The sequence below is a fragment of the Cupriavidus sp. TMH.W2 genome, from assembly GCF_050847365.1.
Classification (GTDB): Bacteria; Pseudomonadota; Gammaproteobacteria; order Burkholderiales; family Burkholderiaceae; genus Cupriavidus.
Window position 1 is genome coordinate 864,327 of the sequence record NZ_CP193793.1, and the last position, 17,879, is coordinate 882,205.

Sequence of the window (17,879 nt, forward strand, 5' to 3'; positions counted from 1 at the left end):
GCGGCAAGCACGGGTGGCTCGAGCAACGATAGTTGGGGGACTTTGCAGACATCTGTTCCGACGAACAGTGTCATGAGCCGGCGCAGCAACTCCTTACCGCATCAGCGACACTTCTTTTACCCCCGCCCCCGACTCAATCGCAACGAGTTCCCATCACCACGAAACACCATCGGATATTCCCGCGCCTGTGCAGCGGCCAGCCGCCCTTCCAGCACGATCTCCTGGATCCGCCCATGCGCAGGAGAACGCTCGCAGACCGGATCTGTCGCCGCGGCATCACCCGTGACCAGTAAGGCCTGGCAACGGCAGCCGCCGAGATCTTCCTCACTGTGCTCGCATGACCGGCACGGATGCGGCATCCATTGCGTGCCGCGAAAGCGGCGGAATGCATCGCTGTCCTGCCAGATGCCACGCAGCGGCTGCGTGAGGACGTTGGGCAGCACCAGATCCGGCAGCATGCGCGCAGCATGGCACGGCAGCGCGGTACCGTCCGGCGCCACGCCCAGGAAGGTCGTGCCCCAGCCGTTCATGCACTTCTTGGGCCGCGCCTCGAAGTAATCCGGCACCACGAACAGGATCTGGCATTGCTTGCCGATGCGCGCGCGGTACTGCCGGACCACGGCCTCGGCCTCGCGCAGTTGTTCCTGCGTCGGCATCAGTGCCAGCCGGTTCTCCCAGGCCCAGCCGTAATACTGCGTATTGGCCAGTTCCAGGTATTGCGCGCCCAGCTGCAGGGCCAGTTCGATGATGGTGCCGACATGCGGAAGGTTGTGCCGGTGCAGCACGCAGTTCATCACCATCGGGTAGCCGTGCGCCTTGATCAGCCTGGCCACGCGCTGTTTCAGCTCGAACGTCCGGGTGCTGGACAGGAAGTCGTTGAGCTCGCGGGTGGAGTCCTGGAACGATAGCTGGATATGGTCCAGGCCCGCTTCGCGCAGGGCGGCCAGGCGGGCGTCGGTCAGGCCCACGCCGGAGGTGATGAGGTTGGTGTAGAAGCCGAGGCCATGCGCATGCCGGACCAGCGTCTCCAGGTCCTTGCGCAGCAGCGGCTCGCCGCCGGACAGGCCCAGCTGCACGGCGCCCAGTGCCCGCGCCTGGCTGAAGACGTTGCACCACTGCGCGGTGTCCAGTTCGGCGGTATGCCGGGCGTAGTCCACCGGGTTCGAGCAGAAGGCGCAGTGCAGCGGGCAGCGGTAGGTCAGTTCCGCCAGCAGCCACAGCGGCGGGCCCGGCGGTGCCGGCGCGCACTCAGACGAGCCAGCCGCGTTCGATTGCATGTTTGACAAAGGCATGGACCTCCGGGGCAATGCCCTGCACGCCAAATGCCGCCTGCAGGTCGTCGATCAGCATGTCCAGTGTATGGCTGCCGTCGCAGCGCTGCAGGATGGCGGCGGCGCTGTCGTTGAGGGTGACCATGCCTTCCGGATACAGCAGCACCCAGCTTTGCTGGGATTCCTCCCATTGCAGGCGGAAGGTCCGGTGCAGGGTCGGCGTGGCGAGGTCTTGCGTGGTGGCGGTCATGGGTTGCTTAGCTGGATGGCATCGAGCATCGACCAGAGCACGTCGAGCTTGAACTGCAGGATGTCCAGGGCGCGTTGCTGTTGCGCCGCGGTGCGGAAGTAGTCCAGCGTCACGCGCAGGCCGTGGTCGACGTCGCGCTGCGCGAGCGGAATGCGCGAGCGGAAGTAATCCAGGCCGCCGGCCTCGATCCACGGGTAATGCGTGGGCCAGCCAGCCAGGCGTTCCTTGTGGATCTGCGGCGCGAACATCTCCGTCAGCGAGGAGCACACCGCTTCCTGCCACGGCGCCCGCCGCGCGAAGTTGACATAGGCGTCGACGGCGAAGCGCACCCCGGGCAGCACGTGCTGGTGATGCAGCAGCGCCTCGCGTTCCAGGCCTACCGCCTCGCCCAGGCGCAGCCATGCCTCGATGCCGCCGGGCCGGGTGTCGGTGCCGTCGTGGTCAAGGATGCGCACCACCCATTCGCGCCGCGTGGCGCGGTCGGGGCAGTTGGAAAGGATGGCGGCGTCCTTCAGCGGGATGTTCGCCTGGTAGTAGAAGCGGTTGGCCACCCACGCGCGGATCTGGCCGGGCGAACACTCGCCCGCCGCCATGCGCCGGTTGAAAGGATGGTGGATGTGGTAGCCGCTTTCCCGGGCGCGCAGGCGGGCTTCGAACTCCGCCGGGCTCCATGCGATGGTGGTTGTCATAGCGCGATTTCCATGCCGTCGTAGGCGAGTTCGATGCCGTGCCGCGCCAGCTCGGCGCGTTCCGGCGAGTCTTCCGCCAGCACCGGATTGGTATTGTTGATGTGGATCAGGATCTTGCGGCTGGCGGGCAGCCGGTCCAGCACCTCGATCATCCCGCCCGGGCCGGACAAGGCCAGGTGTCCCATGTCGGCGGCGGTGCTGGCGGAGAAGCCAAGCGCCTGCATTTCGTCGTCGCGCCAGAAGGTGCCGTCGACCAGCACGATGTCAGCGCTGCGCAGTTGTGCGAAGACGTGGTCGTCGATGTCGCCCAGGCCGGGCGCGTAGAACGCGCTGCGGCCGCTGCGGCGGTCTTCGATGCGCAGGCCGATGTTGTCGCCGGGGCGCGGCGCATGGCGGTTGGGCGAGTAGGGCGGGGCCTTGCTCTGCAGCGGTATCGCGGTCAGCGTCACGCCGTCCAGCGGCGGGACCCGGAACGCCGTGCCGTCGCAGGGCAGGGCATGTGTCTGCAGCCCGCAGTAGTGCGACAGGATGCGGGTCAGCGGAAAGGCCGCGCCCAGGTCGTCGAGCACGCTGGCGGTGGCATAGACCGGCAGCGCCTGGCGGTGTTCGCGCAGCATCAGCAGGCCGGTGACATGGTCGATCTGCGCATCCATCAGCACCACCGCGGCAATGGCGGTGTCGCGCCGGGCGCGGGCGGGCTGCAGGGCGGGCGTCTGGCGCAGCTGCTGCAGGATGTCGGGCGAAGCATTGACCAGGATCGCGTCCGGGCCGTCGCTGGTCAGTGCGATTGACGATTGCGTGCGCGGCGTGGCACGCACGGTGCCGCGGCGCACGCCGTCGCAGTTGCGGCAATTACAGTTCCACTGGGGAAAGCCGCCGCCGGCGGCCGACCCCAGTACGCGGATGGTTGTCATGGCGCGAGCGCTTGATGGCAGGTTATGTTTTCACTGCGGGCTTCACGACGCAGACGCCGGCACCGGCGCCTGCGCGCACGCACTGCGGCCGGCTCAGCGGTTGGCGATGTACATCGTGATTTCAAAGCCAAGCCGAAGCTCGGTGTAGGCGGGCGTGGTCCAGTTCATGTGTCTCTCCTTGGGTGGCATGGTTAGTGAATATCGTCGTGGCACGGCAGCGTGGCTGCCGCAACGCTCTGAAAGGCAACATCCATGCCCGACGCTTCCAAGACTTGCGCTGGCTTCTACCTGCGCACCCCGGACGCACAGCGCCTGCATGTGCGCGTGAGCGGCCCGCCGGATGGCGAGCCGTGGCTCGTCCTGCATGGCGGGCCCGGCAGCGGCTGCTCGGCGTCGATGGCGGCATGGTTCGACCCGCAACAGCACCGCGTCGTGATGCCGGACCAGCGCGGCGCCGGACGGTCCAGGCCGACAGGCTGCCTGCGCCGCAATAACGTGGGCGCGTTGCTGGCCGACCTCGAACAACTGCGCGTGGTCCTGGGGATCGAGCGCTGGGGCGAGGTGGGCGGATCATGGGGCGCGGCGCTTGCGCTGGCGTACGCGGCGCGATGCCCGGGCGCCGTGGCGGCCCTGGTTTTGCGCGGCGCCTTCCTGACCGGGCGCGATGATGTGCTCGCGCTGTTTTCGCCGCGCCATGGGGGCCGTCATATGCTGCGCCGCGTCGAGCCACGGGGCGAACGGCTGAACGAGGCGCGTGCCCGGCTGCTCACGGTGTCACGACTGTTCCAAAGTGGGACGACTGCTCAAAAACAGGACACCGCAGCAGCGTGGCGACGGCACGAACTGGCATTGCTCGGCGTGGCGGCGCCATCGCATTCATCCAGCCAGCCGCCCCGTGAGCGCCTGGCCACGGTGAACAAGTACCGCATCCAGGCGCACTACCTGCGCAACCGCGCGGGGCTGGGCAAGCCGGCCGTGCTGCGGGCGGCGCGGGAAATCGCCGCGCATGGCCTGCCGGTGACGCTGCTGCATGGCCGCGCCGACTCGGTCTGCCGTCCCGCCAATGCGCGGCGCCTGCAGCACGCCATGCCGGACGCCAGTCTGGTTTGGGTGGAGGGCGGACACCAGGCCACCGGTGCCATGCGCGACGCGCTGGCAGGCGCCATCCGCGCCGCCGGATGGCAAAAGTGAGGCAAGAGGCCTCGCGGCGGGGTTGGCGCCATGTGCGGCGCGGCAATGGGCGGCGGCGAGAGCGCGGCTGCCCTGGTGCATGGCCGGCCTCAGCCCGCCTGATGCGGCACCCCGCGCGCCTCCTCCATCTTCCGGTAGACCGTATTGCGCGAAATCCCCAGCGCCTTGGCCGCGGCCGAGATATTGCCGTTGTGGGCCTTGACGGTGGCGACGATCGCCATCGCCTCGACATCCGCCAGCCGCGTGGGCTGCGCGCCCGGCACCGTATGACCGGCGGGCGCGCCCGCCTGTGCCTGGGGCTCGCGCAGGTCGTCGAGGAAGTCGTCGGGCAGGTGGTCCTCGGTAATCTCGGCTTCGCCTTCTGCCATCAGCCGCGCGGTGCGCAACAGGTTGCCCATCTGGCGGATATTGCCCGGCCAGTGGTAGCGGCGGAACAGCGCCATCACCGTGTCCTTGATGCGGGGTGGCTCATCCGCCGTGCCGCCCTGGTCCAGGCGCAGCAGCTTGCCGGCCACCACGTCGAGATCACTGCGCTCGCGCAGGGCCGGCAGCCGCACCACCAGCCCGTTGAGGCGGTAGTACAGGTCTTCGCGGAATTGGCCGTTGGCGGCCAGCTCGCGCAGGTTGCGGTTGGTGGCGCACACCACCGAGACGTCGATATGGATGACCTTGCTGCTGCCCAGCGGCGAGACCGCGCGCTCCTGCAGCGCGCGCAGCAGGCGGCCCTGCAGGTGCAGCGGCATGTCGCCGATCTCGTCCAGGAACAGCGTGCCGCCGTTGGCCAGCAGCATCTTGCCGATGCCGCCCTTCTTGCGGGCGCCGGTAAAGGCGCCTTCCTCATAGCCGAACAGTTCAGATTCGATCAGGTTTTCCGGGATCGAGGCACAGTTGACCGCGATGAAGGGGCCGGCGTGGCGCGCGCTGTCGGCGTGGATGGCGCGCGCCATCAGTTCCTTGCCGGTGCCGGTCTCGCCCAGCACCATCACCGGGATGTCCTTGCCGATGACCTTGCGCAGTTTGCCGATGACCGCCCGGATCTGCGCGTCGCCGGTGTCAAGGTCGTCCAGCCCGGGTGAGCGGGCCGGGCCGGCAGCCAGGCTGCGCGGCACCGCGGCGGCGTCGTGCGCGCCAGCCTGGCTGGCCTCGGTGCTGCTGCCGTGGAGCGCGGCAGCGGGCGACTTCCATTCCATGCGTGCGCTGACCTTGACGCCGCTGGGCAACTGCAGCTGGACGATGCCCGCATGCGCCGCGCGCACCGCGTCGAACAGCTGCGACATCGACAGCCCGAACAGCGAGGAGAAGGTGTGCGCCTGAAGCGCGCCGTTGGACAGGCCAAGCTGGAACTGCCCGCTGCGGTTGGCCGACAGGAAGCGCCCGCCGGGCGTGAACGAGACAATGCCCTCCACCAGCGTGCCCAGGAACTCGGCGCGCGAATGGAAGCGGATGCACACCATGTCGCGGAAGGCATTGCCGAACAGCTGGTTCTCGATCATCTGTGCCGACATCCGCACCAGCGCCATGGTGTGCTTGTGGAAGCCGCGCTGGTCGCCGGTCACGTCCAGTGCCCCGACGGTCTTGCCGTAAGGGTCGAGAATGGTCATGCACGAGCAGGTCAGGAACTGGTTGGCCTCGAGGTAGTGGTCGGCGCCGTGTACCAGCGTGGCCCGGTTCTCCGCCAATGCCGTGCCGATGGCGTTGGTGCCGCGGCGTGCCTCCGACCATTCCGCGCCAGGGCGCAGCGCGACCTTGTCGGCACGCACAAGGAAGTCGTCGTCGCCCATGGAGTGCAGGATCAGGCCGTCCGCGTCGGTCAGGATGACCATGCTCTGGGTGTTGACGATCTGGTCGTAGAGCGTCTCCATCACCGGCAGGGCATAGGCGAACAGCGACTGGCTGCGCTCGATCCGGGTCTTCAGCTCGCTCTGCAGCACCGGGCAGAAGTCGGGCGATTCATAGGTGCGCAGGCCGTAGGACTCGGAGCGCTGGTGGGCCTGGGCAATCAGTTCGGTGCGCTCGGGCTGGCCCGCGTCGCCCGGGGCGTGCGCCGTGGAGCGGGCCGGTGCCGGTTGGAAGGTCATTTCAATGTCTCCTGTGGAACGTCCGCCCGCGATCTTTGCGCGGGTCGCTGTCGGCGCCTTCGCCGGGCACATGGTCGACAGTGTTGCGTCATGAAGCAAGACACTTGCCAGGGTGTGGCATTCCGGGACACCAGCGTCGCGATGCTGCGTTGCAAAGGCGGCCGAGGCCCGGGAAAACCGGCGTTCACGCCGTCTCGCCGCGTTGGTATGGCTCTTGCGGAAATGGAGCAAACAAAGATAGCCCCATCAACATAGGAGACATCCATGAAAACGCAGCGCCGCCTGCTCGCCTTGCTCTCGCTTTGCGCGTCCCTGAGCGCATTCCCCACCGGCTTCGCGCTGGCCCATGGCGATGTCACGCCCCAGGCTGTCGATACCAAGGCGTTGCCGCAGCTTGGCGACGAATGGCGTCCGGACAATCCCTACCGCAGTGGCGATGCGCACAAGGAAGCGCTGCGCATCGGCTCGTCGGCCTACAACCAGAACTGCGCGCGCTGCCATGGGCTGGAGGCGGTGTCCGGCGGCATCGCCCCCGACCTGCGCAAGCTCGACGGCGACTGCGTCGCCCTGGCGGATGCCAGGAAGAAACAGGCGTGCATGAGCGAGATCTCGCAGTACTACACCACCACCGTGCGCAAGGGCCGCACGCGCGATGGCCGCGTGTACATGCCGCCATTCGACGGCGTGCTGAGCCAGGAGGCGGTGTGGGCGATCAAGACCTACCTGGAATCGCGCCACGAGTGAGCCAGCGCGTCGCGGCGTCACCGTCCGATGGTCCAGTCCCGGCCCGTTACCGCCGGGCCCATTCCTTGTCCAGGAGAGAGCCCATGCCTGCCCGCCCTGTCCGCCGCCCGAGGCTTTCCGTGTTTCCCCTGCCGGCGGCGCCGGCCCACGCCTTGCGCTGGCTGTGCTGCGCCCTGCTGGCGGGCGCCGCGCTGTTCGGCATGCAGCCGGCGCAGGCCGGCCTGGCCGAAATCCGCCAGGCCGGTACCTTGAAAGTGGCGGTGTACAAAGGCCTGGCGCCGTTTTCATCGACGGCCGGGAGCCAGTACGCCGGCATCGACGTGGCCCTGGCGAAGGCGCTGGGCAAGGAACTGGGCTTGTCGGTGGCGCTGATGCCGTTCGATGCCGATGACGGCATGTCCGACGACTTGCGGGCCATGGTCTGGCGTGGCCATTACCTTGGCTACGGGCCGGCCGACGTGATGCTGCATGTGCCGGTTGACCGGGCATTCATGCGCGAGAACGACAAGGCGCTGATCTTCGCGCCTTACTACCGCGAGACCTTCGTGCTGGTGCACGACCGCGAGCGCGTGCCGGCCGTGCGCGGCCCGGAAGACCTCGCCGGCCAGCCGACCGGCGCGGCCGCGGGTTCGGCCGGCGCCAATGCTCTGTTGTCCGGCGCGGGCGGTGCCCTGCGCGACAAGGTGAAGATCTACCCCGAGGCCGACGTGGCGCTACAAGCGCTGTTCTCGGGCGAGATCGCGGCAGCAATGGTGACGCGCGCGCAGTACGAGAACGCGCTCAAGGCGGGCGGCCAGTCCGCCGGCCGCTATGCCGCCACGGACATCAGCGCGCCGCTGCTGCCGCCGCGTGGATGGGCCGTCGGCATGGCGGTCAAGGCCGGCGAGCGCGAACTGGCCGACGCGCTGGAAAAGGCTTTGAATGCGCTCCGCGGCAATGGCGAGCTGGCGCGCATCTTTGCCGGGTACGGGGTATCGATGCAGGCTCCGTGAGGATGCCGGCGGGCACACCAGGGCAGGGTGCGGCGGTGGTCAGCCGCCGCCCAGCGCGACCGCGAACAGCGCCGCAATCAGCGGCCGCTCCTTGCGCACCTCCAGGCAGCACAGCGAATAGTCGATCGACAACAGCGGCTCGTCGACCGGCACCACCTGCAGGCCCGGCAGCGGGATGCATTCGATCTGCGTGACGAAGCTGATGCCCATGCCGTTGGCCACGGCATGCAGGATGGCCTCGCGGCTGTTGATCTCCATCACGCAGTTCAGCGCGACGCCGTGTTGCGCGCAGGCGCGTTCCACGCGGTGGCGCGTCTTCGAGCCCGGCTCGCGCAGGATCACGGCTTCGCCGGCGACATCGTGCACGGTGATGGCCGCGCGCGCAGCCAGTGGATGGCCGGCCGGCATCACGGCAACGATGCGCTCCTTGCGGTAGGGCGCAATATGCAGGCCCTCGACCGGATCGGGCTCGGCGAGGATGCCGACGTCGATATCGAAATCCTGCAGCCCGCGCAGCACCGAGGCTTCCGAGCCGATGGCGACTGTCAGCTCCAGCGCGGCATGCGCGGTGCGGAAGCTTTGCGCCAGCCCCAGCGCGATCGGCGGTGACACCGCGCCCACGCGCACCAGCCCGCTCTTGAGCTTGTGCGCGCTCTGCAGGAACTGCATGGCCTCTTCGGCTTCAGGTCGCCGGATACCGGCGTGGCCAACGCGGAGGATGCGGGCCACCCCGCGGCTGCCGCCACCAACGCGCAGGAAAGCTCGTGGTCCCGCTACAAGGCGGTGCTCAGCAATCCGCGCCTGCTGATCGCGGGCCTGTCGATCGGCTTCCAGAATGCCGCCCGCTACGGCCTGATTCTCTGATCGCCTGTTCGGCTCCAGCCGCAGCAAGGCCATCATGCTGTACATGGTCCTGGGCGCGGTGGCGTCAATGGTCATGTACAAGCTGCCCACGGGCATGGGCGCCATCGCCGCGCTGTTCCTTGCCGGCTTCTTCGTCTACGGCCCGGCCTCGTCGTTCTGGGCGCTGTGCCCGGACCTGGTTGGCGCCGGGCGGGCCGGCACTGCCACCGGCATCCTGAACTTCTTCTCCTACCTGCTCGCCGGCCTGGGCGAGCCCCTGATCGGCCGCATGCTGGATCATTCGGGCAATACCTCGATGGTGTTCCCGATCGTCGCGACCAGTTGCATCATCAGCGCCGTGATCGCGGCATTCATCCGCCGCTGAGCAAGCCGGGCCGGCAAGGCGCCGGCCTGCCTGCGACGGCTGCTTCACCGAACTCCGGTCGATGCTGCTGGGCGAGCGCAAGGCCATCACGGCGGGCGCGGCATGCGGTTCGACGCAATGCAAGTTTCCAATGGCAATTGCTCTGTGCGAAAGCCCACATTGCCGTGCTGATTCCCCCACTAAGCTAGAAGGGCGCGATGGCGAATGCCCCCTGCATCCATCGTGTAATTTTCCCCCCGCGACCTGCGCCGCTGGGCCTTTGCCTATCTTGCTGGCGGGATGACGGTCTTGTATTGATGCTTGCTCGCAGGCTCCGGAGATTGCCGGGGCCGTCTCTCACAGAAAATCAATCGGTCTGGCGACGTTACCACCGCCAGGATGGCAGATGGAGAGGCGACCCGGAAATGGCACCGATAGCAATGCCGTCACCGCGGGAGGTGATGTAAATGTGTCAACTAACGGATCTGCGGAAAAAGCTGTGGGCAACCGTTCTTGGCGTGTTGTTGGTTGCTCCGCCCATTGGCGCAAAACCGAGCGTCAATCCTGATAATGACGCGTGCTCGAACGCAGCAGCGGAAGCCAGGCTGAAGCGGCGAGAAACCGCCCTGTTAGGCCCGAGCCATGCCGAGGATCATGCCAGGGCACGTGCCCATAAGTGCAGGGTAGCAATGGGCCTGGCAACGGTGGCCACGCCGGATGCCCAAGTGCTTGCGGCCGCCAGAACCCAGGCGGTCGATACGGCTGGCGCGTGGAGTGCACCTTTCGTAATCCCCGTAGTAGGAATTACCTCGGTGTTGTTGCACAACGGCAAGGTTCTGTTCTGGTCGTATGAACCGACCGAATACCGGAACCCGGACGCATCTAATACGGGCGTCGCCTATGTCTGGGACCCTGTGACAAGAACCGGGCACTCCATTACGCCGCCGGAGAACATCTGGTGTGGCGGACAAACGATATTAAGCGATGGCCGGGTGTACGTTGCGGGTGGCAATTTACGATATCCTGACCCGAATGCGGCGCCGGGGCAGACAAACTTCGAGGGGTCCCTCGGCAACTATACTTTCAATCCTGTTACGGAAACCTGGACTGCGCAGCCAGATATGGCGACAGGCCGCTGGTATCCGACTGTCACCAAGCTCGCGGACAACAGAGTCGTGATCACCAGCGGTCTCGACCAGACCGGATCCGGGAATACTACGGACGCTGTGGAGTTGTTCACGCCTGCCGCCGGTATTGACGGAGTCGGCACCATTAGCACTGTTTCTTTTCACGATCCGAGCGGCCTTTATCCTTATCAATACCTGGTTTCGTCCGGTCAATTGCTGCAAGTGGGCCCAAGTGTGACCAATGCCGCGCTGTTGGCCCCGAATGCCTGGTCCTGGAGCAACATCCCGAACATGCTTAGCTCACACAATGGCTGGGGCAATGGCATTCTTTATACCGACGCCTCGGTGACGCCCATAAAACAGGTAATCATGATTGCAGGTGGCGTTGAGGAGCACGTGGCGATCAGCAATAACGAATGGTTTGATGTCGCCAACCCCGCTGCAGGCTGGAGGCAGTTTCCGCAGTGGCTGCAGGCTCGGCATAATGCGAATACCGTTATTTTGCCGGATGGCACGTTGTTCACGGTAGGCGGAAATGGTTCGGAGAGGGACTATGACAATCCGCTCTTTGAAAGTGAACTCTACAGCAATCCTGCCAGCGATCAGAGTGGCAGCTGGGTCCAGATGAGTCCAAATACAATACAGGCGGCGTATCACTCGAGCGCCATTCTTTTGCCTGATGCCACGGTCTTGCTTTCCCAGGATGACATGGATCCCTCGGCAGCCAGCACGCACCAGGCGCAAGTTTATTCTCCACCATACCTGTTCAAGGGAACTCGTCCAGATATCACCGGTGTGCCAGGCGAATTAAGCCTGGGGCAAACATTTTCCGTCGCAGCGAGTGTCCCCAATATTGCCAGTGTTACGTTGGTTGCTCCAGGTGCTGTAACGCATGCCAATGATATGCATCAGCGCTTCATCAATTTGCAATATACAGTGAATGGCCCTGGAGATCTGCAGGTAACCATACCTGCATCCAGTTCATTGGTGCCGCCAGGATACTATATGCTCTTCATTATCGACTCCAATGGGATACCGTCGGTTGCAAGATTTGTTCATGTCTCTTAAACCTTGAATGCCGCCCGATTCATGCCGCAAGCACGGCCCCACCTCCAGCATGCCTTGGCGCGTCACGTGCGCGCCCCAGATCCGTAGTGCATGCCGACAAGCCGCTGCATTGGCGCGCATTCCTGGAATGGCCGCAGCTGCAGGGCGAGGCGGCCGCGCAGACCCGCAGCGGGGGCGCGGCTGCGGGATGAGTCCTGCGCGCGGCCCGCGCGATGCGGGCCTGCGCTGACGGGCGCTCAGGCGCCGTCGAGGAACGGGTTGCGCCGGCCCAGGCGCGTGCCGAGCGCATCGGGGGCCAGGCTCATGCTGGCGGGGTCGATGGCCAAGGCGGGGTTGCTTGCCATGGTCGGGTCGGCGGCGGCCGCCGCCATGCCCGGCTGCGCCGCTTGCACAGGAGCCTGGCCATAGCTGCCGCCAGCCACGGGTGCCATCTGGGCCGACGGCATGGCTTGCACGGGCTGGGCGGATGGCACCGGCTGGGTGGACGGCATCGGCTGCATCGGCTGCGTCATCGGCATGGTCTGGCTCGGCTGCAAGGGCTGACCCTGCTGCGCAAACAGCGGGCAGGACGCGATCATCGCGCCAGCCATGACCAGGGATTTCGCCAGATGTTGCTTCATTCGTGTACCTCCTAGAACGCCTACAGGCAAGGGAATGGCCACTGTAGCGCCGAGGCACCTGACATTCTGTTTGATTTTGCAACGGTCGTTAACCACCCTTGCCATCGGGGCCGGTGCAGGTTAATTGCGCGCGCGGCCTGCAGACCGCGCGTGGCTGTCAACGCCTGGCCACGCGCTTGAGCGCCGCGGGGTCGAGCAGTTCGATCTGCCGGTACTCGCGGCGGATCAGGCCCGCGTCCTCCCACGCCTGCAGGTACTTGGCCACGGTCTGGCGCGAGCGGTTGACCATGTCGCCAAGGTCTTCCGCGCTGATGCGCACGACATGGTCGGTGCGGTCGGCCAGTTCCAGCAGGCGTGCCGCCATGCGCGCGTCGATGGGCGCCTGCGCCGCGCTTTGCGCATGGTCGAAGGCCACGCGCAGGCGCGCGCAGATCTGCTGCACGATCAGCTGCATGCCTTCCGGATGCGCGGCCAGGATGCGGTGGAAATCGCGCTGGCCCAGCACCATCAACTCGGTGTTGCCGATGGCGAAGGCGTCGTGCGTGCGCGGCTTGCCGTCCAGCAGCGAGATCTCGCCGAACCAGCGCCCGCGCCCGATTACCGAGTACACCGACTCGCGCCCGCCGGTGCTGACCCGGCTCATGCGCACACGCCCGGACAGCACCATGCAGAAGTAGGTGGGCGGATCGCCGCGCGCGAAGATCATCGCGCCGTCGCCGAAGCGCAGGCGGCGTGCGGCATCCGCCACGGCATCGAGCACGCCTGGCGGCGCGTTGCACAGCCAGCCGCTGGCCAGCACGCTGCGCGGCAGCGTGCGCACTGGTTCCACCGCTTTCAAGGCACTCTTCACCTGACCCTTCACATCGCTCTCCTGCAGGAGCCGAGATTGTCCAATACTTAACAGACTTTGGCGCGGCGCGCCCGGAGAATGCATCGGATCCATGACTAACATGCCCCCGGGAGGTACGCGTATGGCGCAAATCCAGCTTGTCGAATCCGTAAAGGACCGCGTCTCCGACGCCGAATGGCAGATGCGGGTGGACCTGGCGGCCGCGTACCGCCTGGTCGCCCACTTTGGCTGGGACGACCTGATCTTTACCCATATCTCGGCACGCGTGCCCGATGCGCCGGACCAGTTCCTGATCAATCCGTACGGGATGATGTTCGACGAGATCACGGCATCGAGCCTGGTAAAGGTCGACCACGAAGGGCAACCCGTGCTGGAAACGCCGTATGACGTCAACCCGGCCGGCTTCATCATCCACAGCGCCGTGCACGAGGCGCGCCCCGAAGTCGGCTGCGTGATGCACACGCATACCGCGCACGGCGTCGCGGTGTCCGCGCAGCAGGCGGGCCTGCTGCCGATCTCGCAGCAATCGATGTTTGCGCTGACCGGGCTGGCGTATCACGCCTATGAAGGCGTGGCGCTGCGCGAGGACGAGAAGGCGCGGCTGGTGGCCGACCTGGGCCGCTGCAAGCAGATGATCCTGCGCAATCATGGGCTGCTCACATGCGGGCGCACCGTGTCCGATGCCTTCCTGACCATGTACACGCTGGAGTCCGCCTGCCGCATCCAGATCCTGGCGCAAAGCGGCGGCACGCCGCTGACCATGGTGCCCGAGGCCGCCAGCGCCAACATGGGCCAGCAGGCGCGCCAGGCCACCAAGGGCAAGGGCTCCAGCCTGGCCTGGCCGGGCCTGCTGCGCCGCCTCGACCGCATCCACGCCGACTACCGCAACTGACCATGGCCATCCTCGTTCACCTGCCGTCGTTCATGGCGGCGCCAATTACCGCTGCGCTGCGCGAAGCCGCCCCGGATATCACCGTGTGGAACGGCCGCGAAGCCGCCGTCGCGGAAGACGTTGAAGCCATCATCGCCTGGGGCCTGAAGCCCGGCGTGCTGCCGGCCTACCCGAAGCTGCGACTGGTCTGCGCCGCCACCGCGGGCGTCGACAAGCTGCTGGCCGCGCCGGACCTGCCCGATCACATGCCGGTGACGCGCATTGTCGATCCCGGGCAGCAGGCCGGCATCGCCCGTTTCGCGCTGGCGATGGCGCTGCGCCATACCCGCGCGCTCGGCCTGTACGCCGAACAGCAGCGCCGCGGCGAATGGAAGCGCCACCCGGGGCGCGATGTCTCGCGCTGCCGCGTGGGCGTGCTCGGGCTGGGCGAGATCGGCAGCGAGGTAGCGCGCCTGTTCGCCGCCATCGGCTACCCGGTCAGCGGCTGGAGCCGCAGCGCCAAGCATCTGCCCGGCGTGACGGACTTCACCGGCGACGACGGGCTGGAGGCGATGCTGGCGCAAAGCGACATCCTGGTCTGCACGCTGCCGCTGACGCCGCGCACCGAAGGCATGCTGAACCGGCAGACGCTGTCGCGGCTGCCCAGAGGTGCGTTCTTCATCAATGTCGGCCGTGGCGAGCATGTGGTCGAGCCCGACCTGGTCGCACTGATCGACGAAGGCCACCTTGCCGGCGCGGCGCTGGATGTCTTCGCCAAGGAGCCGCCGTCGGCGGACGATCCGGTCTGGAACCATCCGCGCATCGAGGCCACGCCGCATATCGCGGCGGATCCTTCATACCAACTGGTCGCGCGGCAGTGCATCGAGAACCTGCGGCGCGCGCGCGACGGGCGTGCACTGCTGAACCAGGTGGACCGGCACGCGGGGTACTGAGCGCCCTGTGGGCATGGCTGGTGACCTGCGATAAGATGCGCTTGCCTTCCGAGCCCAGGGCCAGCGGCGGAGCCAGGCGAACTACCGCGCCCAGTCACGCATCGCCCCCTTATGCCGACCGATTCGTTGCGCCTGCCGCCGTTGACGGCCTTGAAATGCTTCTATGTGCTGGGCAAGGCCGGCAGCCTGCGCCGGGCGGCGGCGGAGCTGAATGTCACGCATACTGCTGTGGTCCGGCAGATCCGGCAGCTGGAATCCTGGCTGGGGGCCGCACTGGTCGAAACCAGCGCCAGCGGCACCGTGCTGAATCCGCAGGGCGTGCGCTTCCACAAGGCGCTATGCCAGGCGTTCGAACTGATCTCGGACGCCACCGCCGAGATCCGGCCCCCCGGCCAGACGGAAGAGCTTCGCGTATGCGCGCCCCCGGGCTTTGCGACGTTCTGGGTGCTCCCCCGGCTGCATGAGATCCAGCGCCGCATGCCCAATGTGGCCTTCGACATCATCCCGATGGAGGCGCGCAAGTTCGACAAGAACAGCTTCGATATCGAGATTTCCTACGGGTTTCGCGATGATCCCGAACTGGTGAACATCGCGCTGGTTCGTCCCCGGCTGATGGCGCTTGCATCGCCGGCCTGGATCAGGGCGCATCCGCACGTGAAGACGGCCAGGGACCTGCTGGCGCAGACGCTGGTCCATGAGCGCTTTACCGATGTCTGGCGCAGCTGGTTCGAGGCGCTGGGCCTGGCCGTGGGAACGCTGCAGGGGCCGCGGCTGGGCGCGCTCACCACGGTGCTGGAGGCCGTGCACCTGGACCAGGGGCCCGGCCTCTTTGCCGATATCTTTGCCGATGAGCGGCTGACCCGCGGCGTGCTGCAGCAAGTGGTGCCGGACATGCCGCGCGCGGGCACCTATGTGCTGATCGTGCGCAAGGACCGCGCCGATGAGCCCGCCATCCGCCGCTTCAGCGACTGGCTGATCGGCACGCTGAAGTCCGCGCGCGACGACGACCCTGCGGCATAGGGCCGCGGCCCTTGCCAGCAGGCTGCCCGGCACTCAGGCGTAGGCGTGATACCCGACCGGCTCGTGGAAGCGCGGGTTGCGATGGGCATCCCAGTAGGCCTGCCGCAGCCGCTTGAAGACAGGGCTCTCCTCGGCCTGCGGCAGGGTCTTGTCGTTGATCCGCCGCACCCGGATGATGCCGCCTCCCGAAGAGGTGATGAAGGCTTCGTCAGAGCCTTCCAGTTCCGCGCGCCGCAGCCGGCCCACGGTGAAGGGGATGCCCAGCTCGGTGCACAGTTCCAGCACCGTCGCGCGGGTGATGCCCTGCAGGCAGCCGTGGTCCGGGGTCCAGACATGCCCGTTCCAGACCGAGAAGATATTGAAGCCCGCGCCTTCCGTCACATAGTCATCGGCATCGCAAAGGACGACGGAGTCGAAGCCCTCGTCATGGGCCTGGAGCAGCCCGGTGGTCAGGTCGCTCCACTGGTAGTTCTTGACGGTGGGGTCGACGCTGGCATCCGGCACCCGCGGCACATCCGCGATCAGCAGGCTGGCACCGCGCTCCTGGACCTCCCTGGGCACCACGTCCACCCACGGGATTGCATAGGTGACCAGGTGGTTCTGGCAATCCGCCGGGCGCCTTGAGCCATAGATGCGCGGGCGCCCCCGCAATGCCACCATGGCCACGTAAGCATCCCGAAGCCCGGACAGGGCCGTCACCTCATGCACGTTGCAGCGGATCTCGCAGTCCGTCATGCCCACATCCATGTGCCGCATCGCCATCGAACGCCTGAAGCGGTCCAGGTGCGACTGCAACCTGAAGAAGGCGCCGTCCACCACGTGCACTACGTCGTATACCGCGTCGGAGCGCGTCAGGCCCCAGTCCAGTACTGAGATCCGTGCGTCGCCGATCGGCACGAAGGCGCCGTCGACATAGGCGGCGCCGCGGGAGAAGTCTTGTGTAGTCATGATCCGCCTGCCGGGGGGAGAGGAAGAAAAGGGTGTCACCAGCAGTAGCGGGCTTGGAACGCAGTCTAGGACTGGGTTTGGGGGCAGGGGAGTCCAGAAAATGATTCCACCGTGGCAACCTGAGGTTTCCACTGGCGTGATCGGCAAGTCATTCTGCTCCGCCTGCGCGGCCCGGCAGCGCCCTAGACTGAAAGCAGACGATTCGGACGCGAGGGCACCATGGCATACGACAGCATCCTGGTCCATCTCGATGGCAACCGGCAGGCCATGCAGCGCCTGCAGATCGCGGCACGCCTTGCCACCGCCAGCCAGTGTCCGCTGATCGGCCTGCTGGCCGGGCGCGTGCCGGATCCCGGCTGGTTCTACCTCATGAACAATGCCCAGCGCTGCCTGGCCGAAGACCAGGAGCGACGCCGGCTGCGGCGCGAGAACATGCGCTGTGCCTTCGCGGCCGCCACGCAGGACCTGCCGTTGGCGTGCGACTGGCGCACGGTGGATCGCGACCCGGTCACGCTGGCGCTGCGCGAGGCGCGCGAGGCCGGGCTGATCGTTTCCGGCCAGTACGATGCCGACAATGCCGAAGGGCCCGTCGCGCGGCAATTGCTGGAAGCGCTGCTGCTTGAAAGCGGGCGGCCGACGCTGGTGGTGCCGTGCGCCGGCGTTTTCCCCTCAGTCGGCGCGCGCGTGCTGGTGGCATGGAACGGCAGCCGCGAGTCGGCGCGTGCCGTGCACGATGCCTTGCCGCTGGTGGCCGGTGCGCGGGCGTGCATGCTCAGCGCCGGCAACGGGGCAAGGGAGCCCCGTGCCGACGCCACGCCGGTCAGCCACGCGGTGCGCCTGCTGGAGCGGCGCGGCGTGTCGGTGGAGGTGGCGCACGGCCCGGGCGGGTCCGACCTGGCAGTCGGCGAGCTGATCCTGTCGCGTGCATCGGACTTTGGCGCGGACCTGGTCGTGATGGGGGCCTACGGCCACGGGCGCTTGCGCGAACTGGTGCTCGGCGGCGTGACCAGGCTGGTGCTGGAGTCGATGACGGTGCCGGTGCTGTTCTCGCACTGAATGCGGACCGGCGCGGGCACGAGGCCAGGG

18 protein-coding genes and 1 pseudogene are annotated in these 17,879 nt (G+C 67.0%); 9 read left to right on the top strand and 10 right to left on the bottom strand.

The features are described from left to right. Positions 1 to 116: 116 nt before the first annotated feature. The 5 genes from pqqE to pqqA form a co-directional block, all read right to left on the bottom strand. Complete coding sequence (pqqE, locus tag ACREYQ_RS21490; RefSeq protein WP_432262619.1) at positions 117 to 1,277, bottom strand: pyrroloquinoline quinone biosynthesis protein PqqE; 1,161 nt, start codon at positions 1,275 to 1,277, stop codon at positions 117 to 119. After that, entirely contained in the window at positions 1,249 to 1,521 is a 273-nt protein-coding gene (pqqD, locus tag ACREYQ_RS21495) for a pyrroloquinoline quinone biosynthesis peptide chaperone PqqD (protein ID WP_432262189.1), read from the bottom strand. Before pqqD ends, pqqE begins: the two co-directional genes overlap by 29 nt. Continuing rightward, the gene (pqqC, locus tag ACREYQ_RS21500) at positions 1,518 to 2,210 is read right to left on the bottom strand and encodes a pyrroloquinoline-quinone synthase PqqC (protein WP_432262190.1); all 693 of its coding nucleotides are present in this window, start codon (positions 2,208 to 2,210) and stop codon (positions 1,518 to 1,520) included. The genes pqqD and pqqC overlap by 4 nt, the downstream gene beginning before the upstream one ends. Beyond that, entirely contained in the window at positions 2,207 to 3,124 is a 918-nt protein-coding gene (pqqB, locus tag ACREYQ_RS21505) for a pyrroloquinoline quinone biosynthesis protein PqqB (protein ID WP_432262191.1), read from the bottom strand. The genes pqqC and pqqB overlap by 4 nt, the downstream gene beginning before the upstream one ends. 93 nt (positions 3,125 to 3,217) lie before the next feature. Further along, positions 3,218 to 3,292, bottom strand: coding sequence for a pyrroloquinoline quinone precursor peptide PqqA (gene pqqA, locus ACREYQ_RS21510; RefSeq protein ID WP_009277446.1), 75 nt, complete (start codon positions 3,290 to 3,292; stop codon positions 3,218 to 3,220). 84 nt (positions 3,293 to 3,376) lie between these two features. Between pqqA and ACREYQ_RS21515 the strand changes: the two genes are divergently transcribed. Next, positions 3,377 to 4,315: an alpha/beta fold hydrolase gene (locus tag ACREYQ_RS21515; protein WP_432262192.1), complete on the top strand. Its 939-nt coding sequence runs from the start codon at positions 3,377 to 3,379 to the stop codon at positions 4,313 to 4,315. A gap of 89 nt (positions 4,316 to 4,404) precedes the next feature. Here ACREYQ_RS21515 and ACREYQ_RS21520 read toward each other — a convergent pair whose 3' ends face one another. Next, the gene (locus ACREYQ_RS21520; protein ID WP_432262193.1) at positions 4,405 to 6,393 is read right to left on the bottom strand and encodes a sigma-54-dependent Fis family transcriptional regulator; all 1,989 of its coding nucleotides are present in this window, start codon (positions 6,391 to 6,393) and stop codon (positions 4,405 to 4,407) included. Between the two features lie 264 nt (positions 6,394 to 6,657). On the opposite strand from ACREYQ_RS21520, the gene pedF reads away from it, so the two are divergent. Both pedF and ACREYQ_RS21530 read left to right on the top strand, forming a co-directional pair. Continuing rightward, entirely contained in the window at positions 6,658 to 7,137 is a 480-nt protein-coding gene (pedF, locus tag ACREYQ_RS21525) for a cytochrome c-550 PedF (protein WP_432262194.1), read from the top strand. 83 nt (positions 7,138 to 7,220) lie between these two features. After that, positions 7,221 to 8,129, top strand: a complete 909-nt coding sequence (locus ACREYQ_RS21530; RefSeq protein ID WP_432262195.1) for a substrate-binding periplasmic protein — start codon at positions 7,221 to 7,223, stop codon at positions 8,127 to 8,129. A gap of 39 nt (positions 8,130 to 8,168) precedes the next feature. On the opposite strand, the gene ACREYQ_RS21535 is transcribed toward ACREYQ_RS21530, so the two are convergent. Then, positions 8,169 to 8,798 (bottom strand): LysR substrate-binding domain-containing protein, encoded by a 630-nt coding sequence (locus ACREYQ_RS21535; protein WP_432262196.1) that lies wholly within the window; start codon positions 8,796 to 8,798, stop codon positions 8,169 to 8,171. Between the two features lie 9 nt (positions 8,799 to 8,807). On the opposite strand from ACREYQ_RS21535, the pseudogene ACREYQ_RS21540 reads away from it, so the two are divergent. Both ACREYQ_RS21540 and ACREYQ_RS21545 read left to right on the top strand, forming a co-directional pair. Next, a pseudogene (locus ACREYQ_RS21540) lies at positions 8,808 to 9,357 on the top strand (MFS transporter); the annotation flags it as partial. A 446-nt stretch (positions 9,358 to 9,803) separates the two neighbouring features. Continuing rightward, the gene (locus ACREYQ_RS21545; protein ID WP_432262197.1) at positions 9,804 to 11,531 is read left to right on the top strand and encodes a galactose oxidase-like domain-containing protein; all 1,728 of its coding nucleotides are present in this window, start codon (positions 9,804 to 9,806) and stop codon (positions 11,529 to 11,531) included. Between the two features lie 236 nt (positions 11,532 to 11,767). Here the strand turns inward: ACREYQ_RS21545 and ACREYQ_RS21550 are convergent, their stop codons facing one another. Continuing rightward, complete coding sequence (locus ACREYQ_RS21550) at positions 11,768 to 12,151, bottom strand: hypothetical protein (protein ID WP_432262198.1); 384 nt, start codon at positions 12,149 to 12,151, stop codon at positions 11,768 to 11,770. Positions 12,152 to 12,308: 157 nt separating this feature from the next. Further along, positions 12,309 to 12,980 (bottom strand): Crp/Fnr family transcriptional regulator, encoded by a 672-nt coding sequence (locus ACREYQ_RS21555; protein ID WP_432262620.1) that lies wholly within the window; start codon positions 12,978 to 12,980, stop codon positions 12,309 to 12,311. Positions 12,981 to 13,122: 142 nt separating this feature from the next. Here ACREYQ_RS21555 and ACREYQ_RS21560 point away from each other — a divergent pair, with 142 nt between their 5' ends. From ACREYQ_RS21560 to ACREYQ_RS21570, 3 genes are all read left to right on the top strand, one after another. Next, positions 13,123 to 13,893: a class II aldolase/adducin family protein gene (locus ACREYQ_RS21560; protein WP_432262199.1), complete on the top strand. Its 771-nt coding sequence runs from the start codon at positions 13,123 to 13,125 to the stop codon at positions 13,891 to 13,893. Between the two features lie 2 nt (positions 13,894 to 13,895). After that, entirely contained in the window at positions 13,896 to 14,825 is a 930-nt protein-coding gene (locus ACREYQ_RS21565; RefSeq protein WP_432262200.1) for a 2-hydroxyacid dehydrogenase, read from the top strand. A gap of 111 nt (positions 14,826 to 14,936) precedes the next feature. Beyond that, entirely contained in the window at positions 14,937 to 15,845 is a 909-nt protein-coding gene (locus ACREYQ_RS21570) for a LysR substrate-binding domain-containing protein (RefSeq protein ID WP_432262201.1), read from the top strand. A 33-nt stretch (positions 15,846 to 15,878) separates the two neighbouring features. Here the strand turns inward: ACREYQ_RS21570 and ACREYQ_RS21575 are convergent, their stop codons facing one another. After that, the gene (locus ACREYQ_RS21575) at positions 15,879 to 16,793 is read right to left on the bottom strand and encodes an aminotransferase class IV (RefSeq protein ID WP_432262202.1); all 915 of its coding nucleotides are present in this window, start codon (positions 16,791 to 16,793) and stop codon (positions 15,879 to 15,881) included. Between the two features lie 219 nt (positions 16,794 to 17,012). Here ACREYQ_RS21575 and ACREYQ_RS21580 point away from each other — a divergent pair, with 219 nt between their 5' ends. Beyond that, the gene (locus ACREYQ_RS21580; protein ID WP_432262203.1) at positions 17,013 to 17,849 is read left to right on the top strand and encodes a universal stress protein; all 837 of its coding nucleotides are present in this window, start codon (positions 17,013 to 17,015) and stop codon (positions 17,847 to 17,849) included. Positions 17,850 to 17,879 lie beyond the last annotated feature (30 nt).

Bases quoted from the DNA above. Each gene is read 5' to 3' on its own strand.
- pqqE (WP_432262619.1), bottom strand. From the start codon at position 1,277: ATGCAATCGAACGCGGCTGGCTCGTCTGAGTGCGCGCCGGCACCGCCG.
- pqqD (WP_432262189.1), bottom strand. From the start codon at position 1,521: ATGACCGCCACCACGCAAGACCTCGCCACGCCGACCCTGCACCGGACC.
- pqqC (WP_432262190.1), bottom strand. From the start codon at position 2,210: ATGACAACCACCATCGCATGGAGCCCGGCGGAGTTCGAAGCCCGCCTG.
- pqqB (WP_432262191.1), bottom strand. From the start codon at position 3,124: ATGACAACCATCCGCGTACTGGGGTCGGCCGCCGGCGGCGGCTTTCCC.
- ACREYQ_RS21515 (WP_432262192.1), top strand. From the start codon at position 3,377: ATGCCCGACGCTTCCAAGACTTGCGCTGGCTTCTACCTGCGCACCCCG.
- ACREYQ_RS21520 (WP_432262193.1), bottom strand. From the start codon at position 6,393: ATGACCTTCCAACCGGCACCGGCCCGCTCCACGGCGCACGCCCCGGGC.
- pedF (WP_432262194.1), top strand. From the start codon at position 6,658: ATGAAAACGCAGCGCCGCCTGCTCGCCTTGCTCTCGCTTTGCGCGTCC.
- ACREYQ_RS21530 (WP_432262195.1), top strand. From the start codon at position 7,221: ATGCCTGCCCGCCCTGTCCGCCGCCCGAGGCTTTCCGTGTTTCCCCTG.
- ACREYQ_RS21535 (WP_432262196.1), bottom strand. From the start codon at position 8,798: ATGCAGTTCCTGCAGAGCGCGCACAAGCTCAAGAGCGGGCTGGTGCGC.
- ACREYQ_RS21545 (WP_432262197.1), top strand. From the start codon at position 9,804: ATGTGTCAACTAACGGATCTGCGGAAAAAGCTGTGGGCAACCGTTCTT.
- ACREYQ_RS21550 (WP_432262198.1), bottom strand. From the start codon at position 12,151: ATGAAGCAACATCTGGCGAAATCCCTGGTCATGGCTGGCGCGATGATC.
- ACREYQ_RS21560 (WP_432262199.1), top strand. From the start codon at position 13,123: ATGGCGCAAATCCAGCTTGTCGAATCCGTAAAGGACCGCGTCTCCGAC.
- ACREYQ_RS21565 (WP_432262200.1), top strand. From the start codon at position 13,896: ATGGCCATCCTCGTTCACCTGCCGTCGTTCATGGCGGCGCCAATTACC.
- ACREYQ_RS21570 (WP_432262201.1), top strand. From the start codon at position 14,937: ATGCCGACCGATTCGTTGCGCCTGCCGCCGTTGACGGCCTTGAAATGC.
- ACREYQ_RS21575 (WP_432262202.1), bottom strand. From the start codon at position 16,793: ATGACTACACAAGACTTCTCCCGCGGCGCCGCCTATGTCGACGGCGCC.
- ACREYQ_RS21580 (WP_432262203.1), top strand. From the start codon at position 17,013: ATGGCATACGACAGCATCCTGGTCCATCTCGATGGCAACCGGCAGGCC.